The organism is Thermococcus gammatolerans EJ3 (assembly GCF_000022365.1).
Taxonomy (GTDB): Archaea; Methanobacteriota_B; Thermococci; order Thermococcales; family Thermococcaceae; genus Thermococcus; species Thermococcus gammatolerans.
The window spans coordinates 1,439,371-1,461,485 of sequence record NC_012804.1 but is presented as its reverse complement, the minus strand read 5'-3'; the positions used below and the strand labels follow the sequence as shown (position 1 = coordinate 1,461,485).

General features: G+C 51.0%; 22 protein-coding genes. 6 read left to right on the top strand and 16 right to left on the bottom strand.

Going from position 1 to position 22,115, the window contains the following annotated elements:
• Positions 1–25: 25 nt before the first annotated feature.
• Positions 26–556 carry an NTPase gene (locus TGAM_RS07875; protein ID WP_015859168.1) on the top strand — a complete coding sequence of 177 codons (531 nt, stop codon included), beginning with the start codon at positions 26–28 and terminating at the stop codon, positions 554–556.
• Here the strand turns inward: TGAM_RS07875 and TGAM_RS07870 are convergent.
• The 3 genes from TGAM_RS07870 to albA form a co-directional block, all read right to left on the bottom strand.
• The gene (locus TGAM_RS07870) at positions 553–1,083 is read right to left on the bottom strand and encodes a CBS domain-containing protein (protein ID WP_015859167.1); all 531 of its coding nucleotides are present in this window, start codon (positions 1,081–1,083) and stop codon (positions 553–555) included. The genes TGAM_RS07875 and TGAM_RS07870 overlap by 4 nt on opposite strands.
• A gap of 36 nt (positions 1,084–1,119) precedes the next feature.
• Positions 1,120–1,812, bottom strand: a complete 693-nt coding sequence (locus TGAM_RS07865; protein WP_048811275.1) for an ArsR/SmtB family transcription factor — start codon at positions 1,810–1,812, stop codon at positions 1,120–1,122.
• A 105-nt stretch (positions 1,813–1,917) separates the two neighbouring features.
• Positions 1,918–2,193 carry a DNA-binding protein Alba gene (gene albA / locus TGAM_RS07860; RefSeq protein WP_010477671.1) on the bottom strand — a complete coding sequence of 92 codons (276 nt, stop codon included), beginning with the start codon at positions 2,191–2,193 and terminating at the stop codon, positions 1,918–1,920.
• A gap of 194 nt (positions 2,194–2,387) precedes the next feature.
• On the opposite strand from albA, the gene purB reads away from it, so the two are divergent.
• Together purB and pyk are read left to right on the top strand one after the other, a co-directional pair.
• Complete coding sequence (purB, locus tag TGAM_RS07855) at positions 2,388–3,743, top strand: adenylosuccinate lyase (RefSeq protein ID WP_015859164.1); 1,356 nt, start codon at positions 2,388–2,390, stop codon at positions 3,741–3,743.
• 1,508 nt (positions 3,744–5,251) lie between these two features.
• Positions 5,252–6,676, top strand: coding sequence for a pyruvate kinase (pyk, locus tag TGAM_RS07850; protein WP_015859163.1), 1,425 nt, complete (start codon positions 5,252–5,254; stop codon positions 6,674–6,676).
• Positions 6,677–6,771: 95 nt separating this feature from the next.
• Here the strand turns inward: pyk and cysS are convergent, their stop codons facing one another.
• A complete protein-coding gene (gene cysS / locus TGAM_RS07845; protein WP_015859162.1) occupies positions 6,772–8,202 on the bottom strand; it encodes a cysteine--tRNA ligase in 1,431 nt (476 codons plus the stop codon).
• A 110-nt stretch (positions 8,203–8,312) separates the two neighbouring features.
• On the opposite strand from cysS, the gene TGAM_RS07840 reads away from it, so the two are divergent.
• From TGAM_RS07840 to mrtA, 3 genes are all read left to right on the top strand, one after another.
• The gene (locus tag TGAM_RS07840; RefSeq protein WP_015859161.1) at positions 8,313–9,251 is read left to right on the top strand and encodes an FKBP-type peptidyl-prolyl cis-trans isomerase; all 939 of its coding nucleotides are present in this window, start codon (positions 8,313–8,315) and stop codon (positions 9,249–9,251) included.
• Positions 9,252–9,331: 80 nt separating this feature from the next.
• Positions 9,332–10,243 carry a hypothetical protein gene (locus TGAM_RS07835; RefSeq protein WP_048811274.1) on the top strand — a complete coding sequence of 304 codons (912 nt, stop codon included), beginning with the start codon at positions 9,332–9,334 and terminating at the stop codon, positions 10,241–10,243.
• A 3-nt stretch (positions 10,244–10,246) separates the two neighbouring features.
• Entirely contained in the window at positions 10,247–10,861 is a 615-nt protein-coding gene (gene mrtA / locus TGAM_RS07830; RefSeq protein WP_048811273.1) for a CPBP family archaeomyxosortase MrtA, read from the top strand.
• Between the two features lie 21 nt (positions 10,862–10,882).
• Here the strand turns inward: mrtA and TGAM_RS07825 are convergent, their stop codons facing one another.
• From TGAM_RS07825 to TGAM_RS07770, 12 genes are all read right to left on the bottom strand, one after another.
• A complete protein-coding gene (locus TGAM_RS07825) occupies positions 10,883–12,157 on the bottom strand; it encodes a RuvB-like domain-containing protein (RefSeq protein WP_394295133.1) in 1,275 nt (424 codons plus the stop codon).
• Positions 12,158–12,369: 212 nt separating this feature from the next.
• Entirely contained in the window at positions 12,370–13,029 is a 660-nt protein-coding gene (locus tag TGAM_RS07820; RefSeq protein WP_048811272.1) for a protein-L-isoaspartate(D-aspartate) O-methyltransferase, read from the bottom strand.
• Positions 13,030–13,073: 44 nt separating this feature from the next.
• On the bottom strand, positions 13,074–14,804 hold the full coding sequence (gene flaJ / locus TGAM_RS07815; RefSeq protein ID WP_015859156.1) for an archaellar assembly protein FlaJ: 1,731 nt from the start codon (positions 14,802–14,804) through the stop codon (positions 13,074–13,076).
• Positions 14,805–14,814: 10 nt separating this feature from the next.
• A complete protein-coding gene (locus tag TGAM_RS07810; RefSeq protein WP_015859155.1) occupies positions 14,815–16,452 on the bottom strand; it encodes a type II/IV secretion system ATPase subunit in 1,638 nt (545 codons plus the stop codon).
• 1 nt (position 16,453) lies between these two features.
• Positions 16,454–17,152, bottom strand: coding sequence for an ATPase domain-containing protein (locus tag TGAM_RS07805; protein WP_015859154.1), 699 nt, complete (start codon positions 17,150–17,152; stop codon positions 16,454–16,456).
• A 37-nt stretch (positions 17,153–17,189) separates the two neighbouring features.
• Positions 17,190–17,666, bottom strand: a complete 477-nt coding sequence (locus TGAM_RS07800) for a flagellar protein G (RefSeq protein ID WP_015859153.1) — start codon at positions 17,664–17,666, stop codon at positions 17,190–17,192.
• Positions 17,666–18,193 (bottom strand): hypothetical protein, encoded by a 528-nt coding sequence (locus tag TGAM_RS07795; RefSeq protein WP_015859152.1) that lies wholly within the window; start codon positions 18,191–18,193, stop codon positions 17,666–17,668. The genes TGAM_RS07800 and TGAM_RS07795 overlap by 1 nt, the downstream gene beginning before the upstream one ends.
• Before the next feature lie 29 nt (positions 18,194–18,222).
• The gene (locus TGAM_RS07790; RefSeq protein ID WP_015859151.1) at positions 18,223–19,578 is read right to left on the bottom strand and encodes a FlaD/FlaE family flagellar protein; all 1,356 of its coding nucleotides are present in this window, start codon (positions 19,576–19,578) and stop codon (positions 18,223–18,225) included.
• A gap of 4 nt (positions 19,579–19,582) precedes the next feature.
• The gene (locus TGAM_RS07785; RefSeq protein WP_015859150.1) at positions 19,583–20,062 is read right to left on the bottom strand and encodes a flagella accessory protein C; all 480 of its coding nucleotides are present in this window, start codon (positions 20,060–20,062) and stop codon (positions 19,583–19,585) included.
• Between the two features lie 15 nt (positions 20,063–20,077).
• Positions 20,078–20,728, bottom strand: coding sequence for a flagellin (locus TGAM_RS07780; protein ID WP_015859149.1), 651 nt, complete (start codon positions 20,726–20,728; stop codon positions 20,078–20,080).
• 10 nt (positions 20,729–20,738) lie between these two features.
• Entirely contained in the window at positions 20,739–21,395 is a 657-nt protein-coding gene (locus tag TGAM_RS07775; RefSeq protein WP_015859148.1) for a flagellin, read from the bottom strand.
• A gap of 58 nt (positions 21,396–21,453) precedes the next feature.
• Positions 21,454–22,113, bottom strand: coding sequence for a flagellin (locus TGAM_RS07770; protein ID WP_015859147.1), 660 nt, complete (start codon positions 22,111–22,113; stop codon positions 21,454–21,456).
• Between the last annotated feature and the right edge of the window lie 2 nt (positions 22,114–22,115).

The following is a 22,115-nucleotide window of genomic DNA, read 5'->3' as shown; positions in this document are numbered from 1 at the left end:
CTTAAAGCTCCTTCGGTGGTGAGAAATGGTCAGGGTTTTCGTGACCGGCCCGGCAGGGGTTGGGAAGACGACGCTCGTCGAGAGGGTCGCGAGGGAAGTTGAAAGGTGGGGCTACATCGTCGGTGGCATGATCACGAAGGAAGTCAGGCGGAACGGAAAGAGAATAGGATTCAAAATCATTGCCCTTGACACTGGTGAGGAGGGAACGCTCGCGAGTCTCCGAGGCACCTCGCATCTACCGGGGGTTCCCTTTGGGAAGTACGTTGTCCACGTTGACGAGCTTGAGCGGGTCGGAGTTTCGGCAATAAGGCGCGCGCTCGTTGAGGCAGATTTGGTCGTCATAGACGAAATCGGCCCGATGGAGTATAAAAGCAACGAGTTCGTGAAGGCCGTAGGTGAAGTGCTGAATTCGGATAAGAGACTCCTGGCGGTCGTCCACAGGAAGATGGCTGACAAGTTCAGACCGCTTGGAAGGCTTCACACTCTAAGCGTTGAGAACAGGAACAGGGAATTTGGAATAATCCTCGACGAGATAATGAGAGAGCTGAGGGGCTAAAGGTTTAGGCTGTCCTTACAGGCCTCGCAGACCCATTTTTCCTCCCCTTCAATGTACACCCTGTAAAGGGGCCCGTACTGACCGCAGAGCTCGCAGATGCCGTAAACATCAGTCTCCTCGATGGTTTCTTCCTCTTCCTCGCTGTTCATACTGTTGAGGGCCGCCAACAGGTCAGCGGCGGTTACAAAGCCTATTGGCCTTCCAAGTCTTGTAACTAGGAGTCTTCTGATGCCCTTCTCCATCATTCTGTCTATCGCGTCCGAGATGCTGTAGTCATCCTCAATCGTTACCGGGTTCTGAGTCATTATGTCCCTGACCTTGACCTTCTTTGGATCCTTTCCCTTTGCGACAACCTTATCCAGGATGTCACGATCCGTGACCACCCCAACTATCTCATCGTTCTCCACGACCACCGCGCTCCCCACCCTGTTTCGGGCGAGGATCTTGGCGACTTTGTGTACGGTGTCGTCAGGCTTTACAATGATGGCCTTTCTCTTGACGATCTGACCTACGCTGATCCCTGCCAACTCTATCACCCCTTCGGAGGGAGTTGGGCCACACTCTTAAAAACGTTTCCTCCTCAGGAGAAGGTACGTCACGGCAAAGACCACCGCAAACGTTAGAACAGTCCCAAGCAAGACCAGAGTGTCCCCTTGTGCGTTGTGCGTGACATTTTTCACGGGGGCTGTGGTGGGGAGGATCGTTGTGTTATTCGTTGTATTTGAGGTAACACTAGAAACCGAACCAGGAATGAACTTCTCGGCAGTGGACGTTGTGGAGTTCGATCTAACGACCTCCAGAGCAGAAGTTGAAGTATTGTTCACAAAAACAGTTCTAACGACCCCGGGTCTCGCAAACCTCTCGAGAACCTTGTAAACGAGGAGCGAGACTATCGAGGCAATGCTGAGGCTTATCACGTGCAGTTTCTCGAAGGCGGACAACTTCTTCGTGACCTTCGGAGCCTCTCTTCTCGGCACGATCAGGATTGGCTTGTTAGAGGCCCTGTAGAGTTTGACCTCCTGAAGTTTCTTGCCGTACTTCTTTCCGGCCACTTCCACAAGGCCAACCCTCAGCATTCTATCTATATGATAACTCACCGTGGAAAGGGGAAATCCCAGTTCCTCAGCGATTTGAGTCAGGGATTTAGGCTCCTCCTCAACGGCATGAAGAATCGCCAGGGCCTTCTCGTTCGTTATAATCTGGGCCAGAAGCTTTGCGGTTTCATCGTTAATCTCTATGATCTTCCCCTCGCCCACACGATTCCCCCTTAATAACTTGGGGGGCGGGGTATTAAACCTTTCCACGACTTCAAAAGAGTTTGGAGCTAAGGGTGAGAGTAAAAGGAAAGGGATTTAATCAATTCACGGCTTCTCGAGAACGATCTCGATGGTCGAGGTGTTGGCGGTCCTGCCGTCGGCAGTCGGAAGTTCCTCGGTGCCGATCTTGATCTCCTTGACCCTGACCTCTGGGAGGAACCTGTTCCTGACGATCTCGGCGACGTCAACGGCCCTGCTGATAGCCCTACCACGAGCCTTGACGGTGACCTCCTTGGCACCCTCGTTGAACTGGGTTATAACGGCCAGGACGTAGTTCATAACCGGCTTCTTTCCGATGTAGACGACGTGCTCCTCAGCCATTTCTGGCACCTCCGGAAGTTTTGTCGTTAGCCTATCGCGGGCATAGGGTTAAATACTTTTCGGTTCTCCTCATTCCGGTCTCCCCAATGGTCGAGTCAATCTCAAAATTGTCCATTATCGTGAATATCGTTGACACTATAATGCCAAAAGAAAACGTTTTAACATACTGAATAATCATTGAAATGGTGATTAGGATGGCAGTTCATCCAATTGATTATCGCTACGGGAGCGAGGAAATGAGAAAAATCTGGGACGAGGAGAACAAGCTCCAAAAACTTCTTGACGTTGAGGCTGCCCTAGCAAGGGCCCACGCGAAACTCGGCAACATCCCTGAGGAGAGTGCTCGCGTGATTTCTGAAAGGGCCAATACAAAGTGGGTAAAGCCCGAGCGCGTCAAGGAGATAGAGGCCGAGATACACCACGACATAATGGCCGTTGTAAAGGCATTGAGCGAGGTCTGCGGTGAGCACGGGAAGTACGTCCACCTCGGCGCGACCTCCAACGACATAATTGACACCGCGAACGCACTCCTCATAAAGGAGAGCCTTGAGCTGATAGAGCGTTATCTCAAGGAGCTCCGCGACGTCCTGCTAAAGCTGGCGGAGGAACACAAGTACACAGTCTGCATCGGCAGAACACACGGCCAGCACGCGGTTCCGACAACCTATGGCATGAAGTTTGCCCTGTGGCTCGACGAGGTTCAGAGGCACCTTGAGAGGCTTGAAGAACTCAAGAAGCGCATTTTAGTTGGCAAGATGCGCGGGGCAGTGGGGACTGCTGCCTCGTTCGGGGAGAGGGCCCTTGAGATTGAGAAACTGGTCATGGAAGACCTCGGTCTCAAGCCCGCGCTGATAACCAACCAGCTCGTTCCGAGGGACCTCTACGTGGAGCTCATGATGTTTCTGGCATTGGTTGCCTCAACACTTGACAAGATTGGCCTCGAAATTAGAAACCTCCAGAGAACGGAAATCCTCGAGGTCAGCGAGCCCTTCGGAAAGAAGCAGGTAGGTTCGTCAACGATGCCCCACAAGAGAAATCCTATAAGGACTGAGAAGGTCTGCGGACTGGCGAGAGTTATCTACTCAAACGTTATTCCCGCATTGCTCAACAACCCGCTGTGGCACGAGAGGGATCTCACTAACTCCTCAGTTGAGCGTGTAATCCTGCCGGAGAGCTTTGTTCTCCTTGATGAGATGCTCCGCGTCACACTCCGCGTTCTTAGGGGGCTGGAGTTCTTCCCAGAGAACATCGAGCGCAACCTCTACCTAACGAAGAACCTCATAATGGCCGAACCGCTGATGCTGAAGCTCACGGAGAGGGGCATGGGGAGGCAGGAGGCCCATGAGCTTGTCAGACAACTGGCTATGAAGGCCTTTGAGGAGGGCAGGGATTTCCTTGAGGTTGTAGAGAAGAATGAAGAAGTCCGGAGGTACTTGAGCGGGGAGGATTTAACCTCACTAAAGCCTGAGAACTACATTGGAGTTGCCCCGCAGATAGTTGATAAAGTAATAGCCTTAGTAAGGACCCAAATGCAGAAAGAAGGTTTATAAGCTCTTGGTTTGCTGTTTTCTCTCTTTTAAGATCTTTTTGTGGGTTTGGGCTGCAGCCAAATTTATCTCTCAAATTTTTGGGTGAGTTGTTACGTTTATTATGAATAACTCTTATTATTTCCTATTAAAAAATTTTTATAATGACTTTAAACTTCTATTTTTATGACCTTGTTAATAAAATATTAAATATCCACAACAAAGCAGTTTAAATTATAAAATGTTGGTTTTTTATAAAATCACTTCTTTAAATATTAAAAAATCCAAATTTTTAACTGCAAATAAGAGTATTTAGAAAAATTACATCAATGCGGAACCATCACCCAGATGTAAGTGCAGTCCTAACTTTTAGCAGCAGAAACGCTCGATCCTACTAAGGTCACACTCTCACCACGAGTTTTTACCACCTTTAATTGTAGCCAAATTTTGGAAAACAGAAGCCGGCTTTCATAAGTAAAAACCCTAAACTTTGAAAATCCTGCTGAACCGCAGTAATTTAAGTTGACTCCAGTATAAGTCTAGGCTTATTCCTAAGCTTGTAGGTCTTGAAGTAGGCGTACCTCCCCTATTTTAAGTTGCCTGCATTGGTCTCTATCCTGCTGAGAGCATCCACACAAACTTGTAGCCGGTACATTGAGGGTGTTTTCACTCCATTCTAATGCTCGGACTTGATCACTAGTTTTGGATATAATGTACCTTATATCTAAAGTCCCCGTACAGATATGAACATACATTGGTCGGTTATTGATTAGATCATTACCCCTTATCCCATAATATGTTTTCCTGGGTATGAACAACACAGCTTTAAGTATGCTACTATTAGAGGACTTTCTCTTGTATTTGTGCGGTTTTGTGTGCAAAGTGCAATTAAATTAAAGAAAGCGTAGTCTTTACAAAACTGGAGAATCTGGCCACAGGGAAGCGCTGGCCCTGTTTATCATTTGGATGCTTGTATTGCATCGTTTGTGTGGATGTTCCTCCCTTTGACTTGCTACTCGCTCTCTAACTCCCTTGTACCTATTTTTGGAGAGTTCTAGTGCTAACCCACATAAGTTATCACCAACCTTTAGAACGTGCTGTTTTGACTCTAAATAAAACTTAGCGGGTACATTGCTCTTTTGGATCATATCTTTGAATGCACTACGCTGGATATAAACATAATTTTGACATATCTAACTCATCATTTTAAAATTCCAAATTTAGATATTAAGTATTTCACTCTTATCAATAGTTAATTCTCTAAAAAAATTAAGCTTTTATATTTTGTTATTTGTTATATCTTTAGTTGAAAAATTAGTTCTAATCTACATATTATAAAAATTACATTAAATAAAAGTTGATTTAATCCATTTCAAAGTAAATCTTTTTGTCCTCATACACTGAAATAATTATGTCAAGCATCACTTTGAGAGACATCAGACGAAGCTAATTACTCTCTAAAGTTGTATTTCTGACAAGACGATACATTAAAGTACCTTCCCTTCCAGAGATCTTTCATCGGTGATGAAACCATGCGACTGCCATCCCACAAGACAAAGATAATAGCAACGATAGGGCCTGCTTCAAACGACAGAAGAACCATAGAAAGCCTAATCAAGGCGGGAATGAGCGTTGCGAGGCTGAACTTTTCTCACGGGACTTTCGAAGAACATAAGAAGGCCATAAAACGAATTCGAGAGGCTTCCAAGAAGCTCGGCCGAAGAGTTGCCCTACTCGGGGATCTTCCAGGCGTTAAGATCCGCGTCGGCAAACTTTTGGGTGGCAAAATTGAGCTCAGGCGGAACCAGACTGTAACACTGACCACTGAGGACGTTGAGGGAATGGAGGGCATAATTCCGGTGGAGTTCAAAGACTTTCCGAAGCTTGTTTCCCCTGGGGATACCATTTACCTCAGCGATGGTTTCATTGTCCTGAAGGTTGTCAAGGTCACTGAGAAAGAAGTCGTTTGCAAGGTTATCGTTGGTGGGACCCTGTACTCTCACAAGGGCATAAACGTTCCAAACGCCAGAATCCCGCTGGAGGCGGTAACCGAGAGGGACTTTGAGATACTCGAGTTCATGATTGAGAACGACGTTGACATCGTGGGCATAAGCTTTGTCGGTTCGGCTTACGACGTCCTCAAAGTCAGGCGTTTCATCAAGGAACATAACGCCCGGCTTTTCGTCGTGGCCAAGATAGAGCGGCCCGATGCCGTTAGGAACTTCGACGAGATCCTCAGCGCCGCAGATGGAGTGATGATAGCCAGAGGGGACCTTGGTGTTGAGATGCCAATAGAGAAACTTCCTATACTCCAGAAGAAGCTCATAGAAAAGGCCGTCATGGCTGGGAAGCCCGCCATAGTGGCAACTCAGATGCTGGAGAGCATGACAACCGAAAAACTGCCGACCCGTGCTGAGGTTACCGATGTTGCAAACGCCATCCTGGACGGTGCCGACGCGGTGATGCTTTCGGAGGAAACCGCGGTGGGCAAGTATCCAGTTGATGCCGTGAGAATGATGGCGAGGATCGCCAGAGCAACGGAGGGTTATAGGGAGAGCTTTGGCAACGTGAGGATGCTGGAGTGGAAGGAGAAGATACCGAAGAAGGGCACGATAAAGGACGCAATAACGCGGAGCATAATCGAGGCCCTCCAGGTCATAGACGCGCGCTATATACTAACGCCCACGAGGAGCGGCTACACGGCAAGGCTTATCTCGCGCTTCCGGCCCAAGCAATGGATTCTTGCCTTCACCCGGGACGAGAAGGTCGCCAACAGTTTGATGCTAAGCTATGGGGTTTATCCCTTCGTGGTCGAGAGCGACGACGAGGCGGAGATCCTTCAGGTCATAAAAGGCCTTGGCCTGGCCAAAGAGGAGGATACGGTGCTGCTCACCAAAGGCGCTCCGGTGGGCAAGACCGTCGGTACAAACACCATAAGGATCTTCCAGGTGCCGTAGCGCGCTTTGTTTTTATTCCTAATTTGTTCTGCGCTTAGAAATTAAACGTGGTTAAAGAGAAGAGAAAAACTCAGAGGGGACAGACTCAGAACTGATCAAACCTTAATCCTCTTCCAGACCGTTCCCTGCGGTGTGTCCTCCAGCTGAATTCCGAGCTTTCTCAGCTCCTCCCTGATTTTGTCGGCTAAATCAAACTTCTTCTCCTTTCTGAGCTGGGCGCGGACTTCAACGAGCAGGTTTATGAGTTCCTCATCGTTTTCGGCCTTCTGCTCCTTAAAGTAGTCCTCGAACAGGCCGAAGACCTCACCGACGTCCTTGAAGAACTCCCAGGCCTTCCTTAGAATGCTCTCCTTCGGCTTCTCGACCTCGGTGAGGTAGCGATTTATTGCGTTGCTGACCTCGAAGACCGCCTTTAAAGCCTCGGCCGTGTTGAAGTCGTCGTCCATAGCCTCGTAGAACTTCTTCCTGGCGTCCCTTATGGCCTCGTATGCCCTGAACTCGGGCTCGTCCCAGCGGAAGGAAATCTCCGCCTTGCTCATCGCAACGCGGATGTTCTCAAGCGTGTTGTAGAGCCTCTCAAGATTGTTCTTGGCGTGCTCAATGCCCTCCTCGCTGTAGTCGAGGGGTGAGCGGTAGTGCCTCTGGAGGACGAAGAGCCTGATTACCTCGGGATTGTAGCGCTTGAGGAGTTCTCTAACGGTTACGAAGTTGCCCAAACTTTTGCTCATCTTCTCGCCGTTCACCATCAGGAAGCCGGTGTGCATCCAGTAGTGGACCCACTCGTGGCCGAAGCAGGCCTCGCTCTGGGCTATCTCGTTCTCGTGGTGCGGGAAGATGAGGTCGTTTCCTCCGCCGTGGATGTCGAAGCTCTCGCCGAGGTACTTACTGCTCATCGTGGAGCACTCTATGTGCCAGCCAGGCCTTCCCTCTCCCCAGGGGCTTTCCCACTTGGGCTCGCCCGGTTTGGCTTTTTTCCAGAGGGCGAAGTCCTCGGGGTTCCTCTTCCCCTCACCGGGCTCGACGCGCGCGCCCTTCACGAGGTCCTCGAGCTTTATCTTGCTCAGCTTTCCGTAGTCCTTGAACTTCCTGACCTCGAAGTAAACGCCGTCGCTACCTTCGTAGGCGTAGCCCTTTTCCTGGAGCTTCTTGATGAAGCTGATGATATCCTGCATGTGCTCGGTGACGCGCGGGTATATATCGGCCGGCTTGACCTTCAGGGCCTTCATATCCTCAAGGAAAATCCTCAGGAATTTCTCCGCCAGTTCTTTCGGGTCTTCCCCGGTCTCGTTGGCGCGTTTGATGATTTTATCGTCTATGTCCGTGAAGTTCATCACCATGAGAACCGTGTATCCCTTGTGCTCAAGGTAGCGCCTTATGACGTCGAAGGCGATGTAAGTTCTCGCGTGGCCGAGGTGCGGGTAATCATAAACCGTCGGGCCGCAGACGTACATTCTAACCTCGCCTTCGTGAAGGGGCTTGAACTCCTCCTTCTGCCTCGTGAGGGTGTTGTATATCCTAATCGCCATTCCCACCACCGGGGCCTTTTGGGAGGGCCTTTTTATTAGCTTATCGTTGCGGGAAAGCTTAAAAAGCGACCCCCCAACACCCAGTAGAGCTGGGAAAGGAGGTAGCAGTCATGGTCAAGGTTGAGAAGGGAGATGTCATAAGGCTCCGCTACACCGGAAGGATTAAGGAAACGGGTGAAATTTTTGATACTACCGACGAGGAAATAGCCAAGCAGGCCGGCATTTACAAGGAGAGCGGTGTTTACGGCCCCGTCCCGATAGCCGTTGGGGCGGGTCACGTCATAAAGGGCCTTGATGAGCAGCTTGAAGGTCTTGAGGTCGGCAAGAAGTATGAAATTATTGTTCCGCCCGAGAAGGGCTTTGGAAAGCGTGATCCAAAGCTTATAAAGGTCTTTACGCTGGGCCAGTTTAGAAGACAGGGCATAATTCCCTTCCCGGGAATGCCTATTGAGATTGAGAGTGAAGGTGGAAGGAAGATCAAGGGAAGGGTTTTGACCGTTAGCGGAGGCCGTGTCAGGGTTGATTTCAACCACCCGTACGCTGGCAAACACCTGATCTACGAGGTCGAGATCGTTGAGAAGGTCGAGGATCCAATAGAAAAAGTCAAAGCCATGATAGAGCTCCGCCTGCCGAGGATTGACACCAATAAAGTGGTCATCGAGGTCGGCGAGAAGGATGTCACGATAAACTTCACACCCGTCCTTGAGGAGATTGATAAAAACACTCTCGTCCTCGGCGAGATACTCCTTGAGAGCGACCTGAAGTTCATCGGTTACGAAGATGTAACCTTTAAGCCGAACGTCGAGGAGCTTCTCAAGCCTCCGGAGGAAGCCGCCGAGGAAAACGTTGAAGAGAAGGTTGAGGAGCAGGAGGAGACTGAAGAGGCCGGGCCCGCTGAGACCGTCCAAGAGGAGAAGACCGAGAGCGATGAGACCGGTGAAGTCAAAGAAGAGACCGAAAATAAGGCAGAGCCCACCGAAGAGATCGTTGAGGAGACCAAAGCGGAAGAAGCAACCTCACCTGAGGATGACGAGAAGACGGGGCAGTGAGCTTTTCTCTCCTGCTTTTTCTTACGGTTTCGCCGAGAGGTTTATAATTTCAGTCGTTGGAGTACTATTCTGGTGAGAGTATGGCCGTGACAAGGGAGCGCTTTGAGTTGCTGATCAGAGATCTCGTCGGCAGGTTTTCACAGGCTGACGAGAGGAAGATTAGAGAAGCCCTTAATGCTTTTGTAAAGGTGACCGAGATACCCGTCTCGTATCTCAATCCCGGCTCCCGCTATCATCCTGTGGTTGTCTTCAAAAAGAGGTTTGGAAACCTCGAGAAGAGTGTTATGGTGTCCCTCCTTGAGTTCAGGATCCTCAACCGCTACAACATGCCCGGCTGGAGGCGAGAGGTTGAGTTCAGACTTGACAGAGACGTTGTGCTGAGGGAGCGGGTGGGAGGAATAGAGGCTGTTCTCATCGGCGATCCGGCCCGGTTGGCCCGGTTGAGGGATGTAATGAGACGCATCCTCCAGCAGATGAGCACGAGACCGAGGAACTTTGTAATGTTCTACAGCCATGTTTACATGGACTTCGGCAACAACAGGTTCATTCATCTTGAAATGAAGGGGAGTGACGTCTTCGTTAGGCTGGTCAACCTGAACTTCACCGAGGCAAGCAGGCTTTTGGGCAAGGCCATCCCTTACATGGATTCGGTCTTCGGCAACAAGAACATAGACTTCTACAAGCTTCTCTTTGTATACTCCTCTGAGACTGCCGGAACATTTGACTGGTTCTTCCATAGATACGTCATGCCCCGCCTCAACCCTGAGCAGAGGGAGTTCCTCAGCGACATGCACGACTACCGCAACTTCATAAGGCTCCTCTACTCCTACGTTGCGAGGCTTAACAAGGATCACCTCGGTGACGAAATCGGGATTAGGGTCGTGAGAAGGGCCAATCCCAACAGGCCGCTTGAGATAGGCATAGCCTTTACCAACCGCGGAATCGAGGTCAAGAGGTACCCGGGAACGATAACCATAAGCTTTATGGTGTGATCGATGGGCATGAGGAGGAATCCCTACCTTTTGTTCGGAGTTTTGCTCCCGCTCTCTTTTGTCCCCCGTTTTTTGGGGGGTTCGCTGGAGAGGTGGGCCCTATGGCTTGTCCTGTGGTATCTACTCGTTCCACTGGGCGTTTCATTGGTTCTTGGCTTCAGGCCCTCTGATCTGGGGCTTCGACTCCCGGACGATAACTGGGGGATTTTCTTGGTTCTCCTTGGCCTGGCAGTGATCCTGAGTTTTGCAGGCCTCACGGTGCCCTCGATGGTATCTTACTACCCGAACTTTGCCTATTCAAGCTGGGTGGAGTTTCTGGAGAAAGAGATGGTGATAGGCCTCGTTATGTTTACCCATGAGGCTTTCTTCCGGGGCTTTTTGCTCTTCCCACTCGCCTCGCGGAAGAAGTGGGTTGGAATTCTGGCTCAGGACGTGCCTTATGTACTCGTTCACCTTGGAAAGCCTCCGATTGAGGTGCCTTACTCCTTTCTTGCCGGGATAGTTTTTGGCTGGGTGGATCTTAGGGGGAGAAGCTTTCTCCAGAGCTTTCTTCTCCACTGGATCGGTTCCGCTTTCTTCGATGTTCTCTGTGTCCTGGCGAAGGCCGGGGTAGTTTAGGTTGGGAGAAAGGGAGAAAAATCAGCTAAGCATCCCCTCGAGCTTCTCGACGAACTCGATGCTCCTCTTGATGTCGGCGAAGTACTCCTTGGCCTTTTCGACGTGCTCCCTCTCGACCCTTCCGCCTCTAGCCAAGACGCTCGCGGGAGCCAAAAGCTGAACCGCATAGCGCAGGCTGGTCTTCTCGCCGAGCTCCGCGAGGTACTCTATCGCCTCCTCGCTCACCTCAATCTTCTCCTCCCTCGCGCGAATCTTGACTATCTCTCTGATTTCCTCCTTCCTGTATGGCTCGGTGTTGATTATCAGAAGTCTGTCGAGCATGTCGAGGGGTATTCCGTGCGGAGCCTCGATGTCCGTGCCCCTTATCTTTGTCCTTCCCCTGTTGGTGGCCAGGATGAGAATCGGAGCGAGCTCGCCCTCCATAGCCCTGGCCAAGAACGAGAAGGCCTCGATGTCGAGCATGTGGCACTCGTCTATGAAGAGCACCCCGGGAACGAGCGTTGCCCTTCCCTCCTCAATCCAGCTCTTGACGGTTTCGTCAACCCGTTGCCTTATCTCATCGCTTATCTCTGCTCCCGTGCTGAAGAGCAGGCCGAAGATATTTCCGCGGGCGTTGGCAACGTCGAGGTCGTGGAGCGTAACGGTGTAGGTGAACTCCTTTATCTTGAGCACGGGACCGCTCGGCAGGTTAACCTTGCGCTTGAAGAAGAGCCCTTCCTCTTCCTTCGTCGTTCCAACCTTCGAGACCCTGCCGGTTTCGGCGTCAATCTGTATGACGTCGCCTTCTTCAACGCCGAGCTCCATGAGCTGGTAGGCTATCTCCCTGCCGGCCCTTATCGTCTTCTCGTCGTCCTTCGTGCGGAGGGTTATGATGACGCTCTCGGGAATCTCGACGTAGGGGTTGAACGGGTGCCTCGTGCGCCTTATCTCAATCTTCTTGACCTCGCCCTCGTAGACCTTCCTCTCCTCGCTGATTCTAACGCCTATCGCCCGCCTCATCGCCTGCTTGAGGAACTCCGTCTTGTTGACCTCGGCCGAGTAAATCTCGCTCCCCGCTATCTGGACGAAGGGAACGTCCTCGCCGAGCTCCCTCGCTATGCCCATCGCTATCGCCGTCTTACCGCTCCCTGTTGGCCCTACGAGAAGAATTCCCTTGCCGGCGAGCTTCCCGCGCTTTATGAGCTCGACCGCGATTCCAGCCGCTTCCCTCGCCTTAACCTGACCGACCATGCCGTCGGCGATGAACTTGGCCCTTCCGTTCTCGTCGAGGCCGAGGCCCCTTATGTGGGAGTGCATTCCAACCCTCTCAAAGGAGACCTTTGCGACTTCCTCTATGACCGCCGGCAAGATATCACCCCCTGATTTTGCTCATTAATCTATCCAAAGGTAACTAAAATAAGGAGATTTAAAAATTTGACGGACGGCTCAGATGGGTTTTTCGGGCATCGGTACCCCAAAGGCCAATTTCATCATCGCGTTCCTTCGTTTGATGGGAACTATTTAAAGCGTTATTCCCTCCACCCATACTCTCCTATCAGCGGGACGAAGGCAACCCCTCCATGGTTTCTCGTTTTTATCGAACCATCTTCCAGTTTGATAACCTCAAGGAGATCCTGCCACAGGTGATAGCTTCCAACCGGGATTATCAGTTTCCCTCCCGGTTTCAGCTGCTCGATGAGTGGTCTTGGCACTTCCGGTGCCCCTGCGGTGACCACGATTCTGTCGTAGGGTGCCCTTGGGGGAAAACCCTTACTGCCGTCTCCGAGGATCACATGAACCCCCCTGACGCCCGCTCTTTCGAGGTTTCTCCTCGCGAACTCGACGAGCTCGGGGAGTCTCTCGATCGTGTACACCTCACCTTTAACGAGCTCGGCCATTAGGGCTGCGTTCCAACCGCTTCCCGTACCTATCTCAAGGACGTTCATGCCTGGTTTCAAATCGGCGAGCTGAAGCATTATCACTACCATATGGGGTGCGCTGATAGTCTGTCCTCCCGGAATGGGCAGTGGTTCGTCGAGATGAGCGTATCTCCTGTACCTCTCCTCAACGAAGAGGTATCGGGGCCATTTCAGAAGGGCCTCTTTAACCCTTTCATCGCGCAGAATGCCTTCGAGTTCGAGCCTTCTGACTGTTCTCTCCCAGAGTTTTCGGAGTTCCCCTTCTCTCATCACGACACCATGAAAATATGGGGGTATTTACCCTTAAGTCTTTCTCAGAGCGAAGATATTAGAACCCTCAGGAGCTGGGTTGTCTCCGTCTGGCTGTTTATACCCATCATTCTCTCCATTAGAACCTGCCCCGCGTACATTCCGGCGGCGAATATCCACAGGAGGATCACGAAGTACTTCAGCGCGACTATCCAGTGGCCGCCATCGGCGGTCTTTATTGCTATTGCCGAGAGGAAGGAGTGGATTATCATTATCGTTAGCATAATGTACATGACGAAGCTCATTCCAGCTGGGGGGATAACGTGGATTATATCCCCTATGTATTCAGTTGGAACCTTGAGCTGGGCGAAGAGGGTGTTTATAGAAGCCGCAACCTGGAACGATGCCGCTAGAGCAAAGGCAAAAGATGCCGTCAGCCCGTAGATTATGCCTATGAAGCTTGCCATGCTCTGCTGTCTCTTCCTCCTGAGGCGTACAAGGCGCTCAAAGTTTCTGCTGATGACGAGACCGACGTAATCGGGCTCTGCTCCGAGTCTTATTGCCTCCCTGAATATCTCTGAGAAAATGCCGATCAGCCAGCTTCCCGTCCCGGCTATGAAGAAGTCCCATGCCCTCTCCCTATCTACCCTAACGGCTAGTCTTCTGTACAGGGCCCTGATGTCCTCGGTCAGCGATCCAAAGTCGTGGGCGCTGAGGTACTTAAGGACGAGGACGAGGGAGGTTCCGCTGGCGGCTAAGGAAGAGCTGAGGCTTCTTATAAAGGCGGCGAAGTTCTCGTCCTTTCTGAATATCGACTGCTCCTCCTTTGCCGCGAGACGGCCAACGTAGTAAAGGGGGCTTAAGATCAGGGCAACGACAAAGGGCTTAGGTATATCAAACCTCTTGCTGAGGAGGAAGTAGTAGAGTATCCCCATCAGGACGACGCCAAGAACTGAAATCTGGCTGGCCCTTTTAATCCTCTTCATTCTTTCCGTTTCTATTCCCTTGGTGTCTGCCCAGATGGGATCCTCCGGCATTCTAAACTTTATGACAAGAAAGACACCTATCTCGGCCGCCAGGATTATTGCGAGGGTGTAGAGCGCCAGCCTTCCGATGTCTTGGCCCGTTATCAACGGGCCTATAATGATGAAGCTCGCCATGAAAACAACTGAGATAATTATTGATTCGTATATCTCTTTGAATACATCCAGATCGTAGAGGGCCCCCTCGTAAAAAGTCTCGTAGTCGTCCATAACGGTTTTCTGCTCCTGAAAGAGGTATTCCTTCATGTCCACACCGCTGTCGAGGGAATAAGCCAACCTGTCAAGGAAGTCCGCGAAGACCTTGCTGGGTGTTCTTCTGGCGAGGAAGCGAAAAGCTTCCGGCATTGAACGGTGGAGTTTATCAACGATTATGTAGACCTTTTTCAGCTCGCTCGCTATGGCGCCGAGTTTTGGATCGCTGGCCAGTACCTTAATGAGGTCGGACCTTCCCATCTCGCTCGTTGAGAGAACTGCGAAGTAAGTTATGAAGTAGGGGATGCGAGAGTTTATCGAAATCTTTTTTGAATCGGCCTGGATATATGGATAGATTGCCGCGTAGACCAATAGAACAACGGGAATGGCATAGAGCATCGTTGTCAGGGCAGATGAGAGCATGAAGAGCCGTGAGATTATGGACGCAACGATGAAGAGAACCGCTGAGATAACCACGTTCGGGAGGAGGATCTTGCGAATGTACGTTTTCATGTCGAGGTCTGCCTTGGTGAAGATGCTGATCTTCTCCTTGTCGGGCATGGCTATCACCTCAGAGCCTGAAGCTCAGGCCCTCGATACCTCGCTGGTAGAAGGCCTTGATCTCCCGGTAGACATCCCAGTAGTTCGTGATGCCAAGCTCCAGCATTCTCTGAAGGATCCTCGCACGGAGGAAAAGCTCGTTGTATATCTCCTTTGGATCCTCATAACCGGCTATCTCAGCTATCTTTCTCTCGAGGATGTAAGAGTTGTTGAAACCCCTGAAGATATGTTTGTCATTTACTGGGTCCCACTCGAAGACGTTCCTCGTTGCAACACCGCCGAGCTCTTCGTAGTAGCCCTCTATCTCGACGACACTCACGGTTCTCCTCAGGAACTTACCCTTTAGATAAACTGCCTGCTGGAAGACCGCTATATTGAGGTTGTCGATGAAGGTTATCGGGACGTTTATTGGATGACCGGTAAAACGCTGTATCATCTTCTTGACGTCACCGGCGTGAAATGTGCTCATAACCGGGTGGCCGGTCTGCATTGCCTGGAATGCTATCGCTCCCTCGGCACCACGAATCTCACCGACGATGATGTAGTTCGGCCTGGAACGCAGGGCCGCCTTGAGAAGGTCGAAGAGCGTTACCCTGCTCTCCTCCGGGCCGCGCTCACGGGTTACAAGCCTTTGCCATGTTGGATGGGGAACCTGAACCTCAGGAGTGTCCTCCGCGGTGAATATCTTTGAGCCTGGCTTGATGAAGGGGATTATGGAGTTCAGCAGGGTAGTCTTACCGCTTGCTGTCTCGCCGCATACGAAGACACTCATTCCGTACTCAAGAGCTATCCACAGGTAGGCCGCTACTTCCGCGCTCAGCGTTCCCCACCCTATGAGCTGGACGATGCTGATGGGTGTTGCCGTGAACTTACGAATTGTAGCGCTCGGTCCCTTGAGGGAGATGTCCGGTGAGTAGATTATGTTGATACGTGAACCGTCCGGGAGGGCTCCGTCCACTATCGGGTTTCTGTCGCTAACGGGCCTTCCAATGCGTTCGGCTATGTTCTTGAAGTAGTCCGCCAGCTTGACGTTGTCACCGAATGTTATGTTAGTTGGCAGGGCCTCGAATATCTTGTGAACCAGGGAGACGTAGTTGGCGCCGATGATATGTATGTCCTCAATGTATGGATCCCTGGCTAGGGGCTCAAGGGGGCCGATTCCTATGATATCTCGCTTGATGAGGTAGCGGAACTTTTCCATTTCTTCCTTGGTTAAGGTGAACGGTTCCTTCGTTCCCGGAATTTTCCTTTTCCCCTTGACTAATGACAGCACGGCTTCATCGTAGAGAGCATCGAGAAACCTCTCAAACTCCTCCTGATCCTCGGGGATGTTTCTGGTGGGAGCGATTTCGAGGATGCGATCTTTTATCATCTCGTACTTCTTCTCCTCAATAGGGGTTTCTATTCTAGGTTCTATGACGATGTACTTCTTGTCAGTTTTCTGGTCGCCGTAGATGTGGATGAAGATGGGATCACCGACTGGATAGATTATGTTGGGGTACATTATATCCTTCATGTCCCTGCTGAGCTGGGCGTGAAACTCTGGCATCTTACCGTACTTCTTTCGGAAGCTCTCCACGTACCTCCTAAGGTGGGGGTTCCTTTGCATTGCCTCTTCCAGCGTGTCACTCTTGATTACCTGCGCCATATCACACCACCGCCGCGATCTCTACTATCAGCCCCACCTTAGGCTCCACGCGGAACGGGATTATCTTCTGAAAGATGCCCTTGGCGTTGTTGTACTTCACTATCATCGCAGAATTCTTGAGATCTCCTCCGAACACCTTAACGTTCAATCTTATCAGGAGAGTCGCGGCCTCTTCAAGGACGAAAAGCGAATCCCTATCAATTTCCTCGGTGTTGGCTGTCAGTATTATAACTTTGTCAAGGGAGGCCAGTTTCTTCACGTAGAGCAGGAAGTCCCGGATCGCGTTCGGTTCCTGTTCCCTCGAGAGGAGAGATGAAAATGAATCGATGATCATGACGTTCGGCTCCCAGAGACGGGGCTCGCCAAGAAGTCTGCTCAGAAACTTCCTCTTCTCGCTAACCCCGCTCAGAAGGGGGTAGAGCGACACAAAAACGAGCTTCTTCCTGATTAGAAAAGGGATTATATCATATCCAAGGGAAGTCATCTGCTTTATGTACTCAACGGTGGTGTACTGGCTTGAAATGTAACTGGCACTGTATCCGTTCATTAGAAAACCGTAGAGAAGCCTCTGGACGAATATTGACTTCCCTGTACCCCTGTCCCCCTCGAGGAGCATTATAGTGCCCGCTGGGATGCCGCCCCCAAGGCGCCTGTGGAGCTCATCGCCCTTGAGTTCGATCTTGAGTAGCTCCTCGACCATCACGATCACCTCCACCGGCTGATTTTAGGCTACGGGCTCAGATTTTGAAGATCAACGATCTTCTCTCGCCGTTCTCGAGGACAACTACTATTCTGTGGCTACCCTTAGTAAGTGGGCCACTTAACGAGACTACTATCTTTCCAACCTCGTAGGGATTAAGGTACGTGATCGTGTTGTTGTTGATGTCTGTAAACGTAAGATTTGAGGGTGGAACAATATCACCATCAATGAACACCTGAACTGCGTTGGGGTTAAACGGGAACTGAGTCTTTCCTGTATTCTTAATGTAAAATGTGTAATTGTACTGGTTGGTGCTCGTTGAGTTTGGGATATTAAGTGGATCATTGATTATCGCAAAGTCCGTTCTGAGTTTATCGGCAAGCAGTGAGCCCTTATCGTTTATACCATGGGCTATGTCATTGGTGACATACGTAAGGGCCCCCGCTACTGTACCGGCCACTATGACGGCCACGATAAACATTATGAGCTCGCTCGCTGGTCCTCCTGCCCCCATCAGCTCACCTCCGTTGGACAGCCCCTTTGAGGGGTTGCGTCAAGCAGTACATCTGTCCCGTTGTAGTGCCATATCAATCTAAGCCAGCAACCATTTCCAAAGGTTATCACCAGAGAGTGCTCCTCGGTGTTTAGGGGGATCCTAGTCACGTTCAAATATGCCACCTGAGATGGAAACAGATACGTGTAATCCGAGATGAAACCAATGTTATCGTCGCTAACATTGTATATCGTGCGGTATTCTCCATCGTATACTACGCTCCAATATGGCAGATACTGAGTAACCCCCGAATTCTGGATGTGAAATGTTACGTTGTAGTATCCGTTAGCATTGTCTATGGTTGCAGATCCTAGGGACGCGTTCAGGGATACTAAAGTATTCAACTGGGAGATCCTCCTGTTGTACCAATCCTCCTGCGCCGCCTGAACGTTGTTGTAGCTGTTGTCCCATGCTGTGTAGAGGGTCGCTGCCGCGATTAAAAAGGAGATAAAGATTATCGCTGCACTCGCTGAAACGCTGAAGCCCATTGTACCCTCCCCCGCTCTGCTATCCCTGGTCAGATGCCGTAAAACTCGTCCAGCGTCTTCTCCAGGAGCTTTATCTCCCTCTCAAGCTTGTCGAGGACGTCCCTGTTGATCCTCAGCCCCCTAAGCCTCTCTATGAAGAGCAGGCTTATCAGGTGGTCCTGGACGGTCAGCTTGTCAGCCGGCTTCCACTCGGGGTCCCGGTGGTGCGGCCTAGTGCCCTTGGCGTAGCGGAGCAGCTGGTTGAGCACTTCCTCGCTGATCCAGCCGATCTCGTAGTAGAACTCGAGGACCCTCTCCAGGTTCTGTATGCCGACCCTGTCGATGAGGAATCCGAGCCACTTGAGGGCTATCATCGTTGACACGACGTCCTCCGGGAGCTTCTCGAGCCTGGCCTTCCTTGGCTCCTCCTCGAAGAGAAGGTTCGCAATATCCTCGGGAATCTGAACTTTTCCTTCTGCCATCTCAACACCACCTTCTTCGGCTTTTTCTTCCTCAACAACTTCGGGGGAAGGAGTAACCTCAACAACCTCCTCGTGAGCGGGAACCTCTTCAATAACCTCTTCTTCGGGCGTTTCCTCAACAACCTCAACTTCTTCGGGCTTTTCGATTTCCTTGACCTCTTCAACTTTCTTCTGCTTTTCCACTTCCTCTGTGGTCTCTTCGACCTCCTTGGCAACTTCAGGCGCCGCCTCCTCAGGGACGGGAGCTTTTTCTGCCTCTTCAGGTTTTTTCTCCTCGATCTCTGGTGTCTCTTCCTCTACTGGGGCTTCCTTGACTTCCTCGACCTTCTCAATAGCCTCCTTGAGTTCCTCTTCCGTGATCTCTTCACCACTTTCGAGCTTCTCTTCGAGCTCCTCTACCTTTGCCTTCGCTTCCTCAATGACCTTCTCAGCAACCTTTCCGCTGAGCTTTTCTTCCAGCTCTTCGACCTTCCTGTGAAGCTCTTCGAGCTTCTTCTTTGCCTCCTCTGAGATTTCCTTTTCTTCTTTCTTCTCTTCTTTCCTTTCAAGCATCTCCTCGAGCTTTCCGATTTTCTCGTGAACCTCTTCCACTTTCTCGGTGACCTCTTCGGCCTTCTTCTCCTGTACCTTGAACCTCGCCTCTTCGAGGCTCTCGACGAGCCTACTGAGCTGGAGGCTCAAATCAGTCAACCTCTTACCGAGCTCGTCAACGCGCTTGCTCAACTGCTCGTACTTTGTTGCTTGGTTTCCATATGTCTCAAGGACTTTCTTGACGATCTTGTCAAGCTGCTCCGGTGTGAGCTGATCTTTCCTGGCTATCAGCTTCTCCCTGAGTTCGTTTATGACGACAGTTGGCACCTTGCCTTTAAGCTCTGAGAGCTTGGCGTTGATGTCGGCCTCAGTGACGAACCCCGCTAGCTGCATTGCATCACACCTCCGCCAGCACCTCGTAGATTATCGAGTCTATGTCCACACCATACCCGGCGAGCACCTTGATGTCGTTCTTGACCTGGGCCAGCTCCATCTTGAGATTCTCCAGTTCCTTTCTGAGCTCCTGTATCTCGTTGCTGAGCGGATTTTCCTGACCCATCTGCTCCTTGAACGGGTTTATCTCCTGGCTGATGACCTCGTAGAGCATCATGACGTCCTTGATGGTCTTGTCGAGCCTATCTATGTCATCTCTGAGCTCCTGTATCTGCTTCTTTATGGTGTCGATGCTTATCTTTATCCTTGGGAGATCGTTCTCGATTTCGTTTATCCTCTCCATGAGCTGGTTTATCTGCTCGTTCTCCTCCCTGTTTTCGACGGTCTCTTCGAGTTCTTCAACCTCTATTGGCTCCTCGACGGGGGTGGCCGCTTCCTCCTTTTTCTTCTTCCCAAATAAAGATGAAAGGAAAGTCAGTGCCATTGTGCCACCCCCCTTTCACTGCAGTGTAAGTATCTTGTCCGTGTATGCGTGTGGTGTTACGAAGTCCACGACTCCTGCGGCGCCGTTTTCTGGTATTACTTTACCCGTAACGTGGGTGGCTGGGGGTAATCCAGCACCCTTGCCAAATCCTGTAGTGTTCACCAGCAGTGCCGCGATATCACCCCAGTTCAGGACGGGATGCTCTCTGTTGTTAATTATGCTGAGGTCTGAATCCTGAACCACTGCTATGCCAAAGTTCGTGCCTGTTACGTTGACCCAGACAGGCAGGGTGAATACGTTGTCTATGTCCCCAGTGTAAAATGCGTTGGGGTTATACTTGAAGACGGTCATCTTGGAGCCGTCGCTGAGGACGACCTTGACGTAGCTGAGATCTATGCCGCTACTCCCCGCGTTTGGAGTAACGTAGATGACAAGTTTCGTTATGTTTCCGGCACTTGGTGGGTTTGCTGGTGTGTACCCGTAGATGTTCATGACCTTAATCCCGCTGGCAACTTCCTGTGTTGTTTGCCTTCCTGTGCTCATGGCCTTCTGCTGGAGGTAACCGCTCGTGGCTATTAGCACTCCGGCGGCTACTGCAGCCACTAGGACCATTGCGATGAACACTATGAGCGTTCCAATGCCAATTGCACCGCGTCTTCTTGGCATTTTCACCACCTCACTGGAGTTGCATCACGTTCTCACTGAACGTGGCGGGTGTCGTGAAGTCGATAACTCCAGCGGCTCCCCGCTCCGGTATCACTTTTCCTGTTATCTTCGTGCTTGGGCCTATGCCATTGCCACCATCGCTCTGGAACATTGTGGTCCAGATGCAGAGCGCCACCATGTCACCGAACTCCAGCGTTGGGTGGGTGTCCTGCATCCTGCTTCCTATGTCATTGACAACAACTATTCCGAAGCTTGCTGTACCCTGGATGCTGTTCCAGAGGCTTATCTCAGTAGTGTTGAATAAATCGTTGATGTTGCCGGGGTTGAGGAACTGAGCGGAGTAATTGTACACCACGAGCCTCTTCCCATCACTGAGGACTATCTTAACGTTGCTGAGGTCGATTCCCTCACTCCCTGCGTTTGGTGTTACGAAGATGGCCATCCTCTCAATGAGCCCACTGCTTGGGGGATTGGTGGGCGTGTAGCCGTAGATGTTGACGATCTTCAACCCGCTGGCAACTTCCTGTGTTGTCTGTCTGCCCGTTGCTTGAGCTTTCTGCTGCAGGTATCCCGCTGTACCGATGATAACCCCTGCCGCTATTGCAGCCACTAGGACCATTGCGATGAAGACGATCAGCGTGCCAATGCCTATTGCTCCCCTTCTCATAGCATCACCTCCGGAGAATCTTTAAAGAACGAAAGGAAAGGGTGGAGAAACGCTGAGGTCACTGGAGCTCTATAACTGTGCTGGTGTAGGTGCTTGGGGTGGTGAAGTCGATGACGCCCGGTGCACCGAACTCGGGGACAACCTGCCCAGTAATGTGCCTCCTGACGGGTATTCCTCCAAATACTTTGTAGGTGTTGACTCCGAGGATTACTATGTCGCCTTTGTTAAGAGTTGGGGCCTGCTTCTGGACTGAGTGATCATAGTCCTGGACGACAATGATACCATATGTGGTCTTGTCGAGTTTGGACCAGTTGAAGGTGTATCCATTCAGTGTTATGACATCCTGAAATACGTCTGAGACTGGTCCAACGACGTAGGCATCAGTGTCGTTACCATACCTGAGTATTCCTTCTACTTTTCCATCGGAGAGGATTATCTTCGTGTTCTTGAGGTCAATGCCAGCGCTGCCAGCGTTTGGAGTAACGTAGATGGCGAGCTTGGAGACTCCACTGTTGTTGACCCATCCAACGACGCTGGTGACCTGTATTCCGCTGGCGACTTGTTCGGTGCTTTCCCTTCCGGTGCTTGAAGCTTTCTGCTGGAGGAAGCCGCTGGTGTTGATGAGGACTGCTGCAGCCACTGCCGCCACTAGCACCATGGCAATAAACACTATCAAGGTTCCAATACCAACCGCACCCCTCTTCTTAACAAGTTTCATAT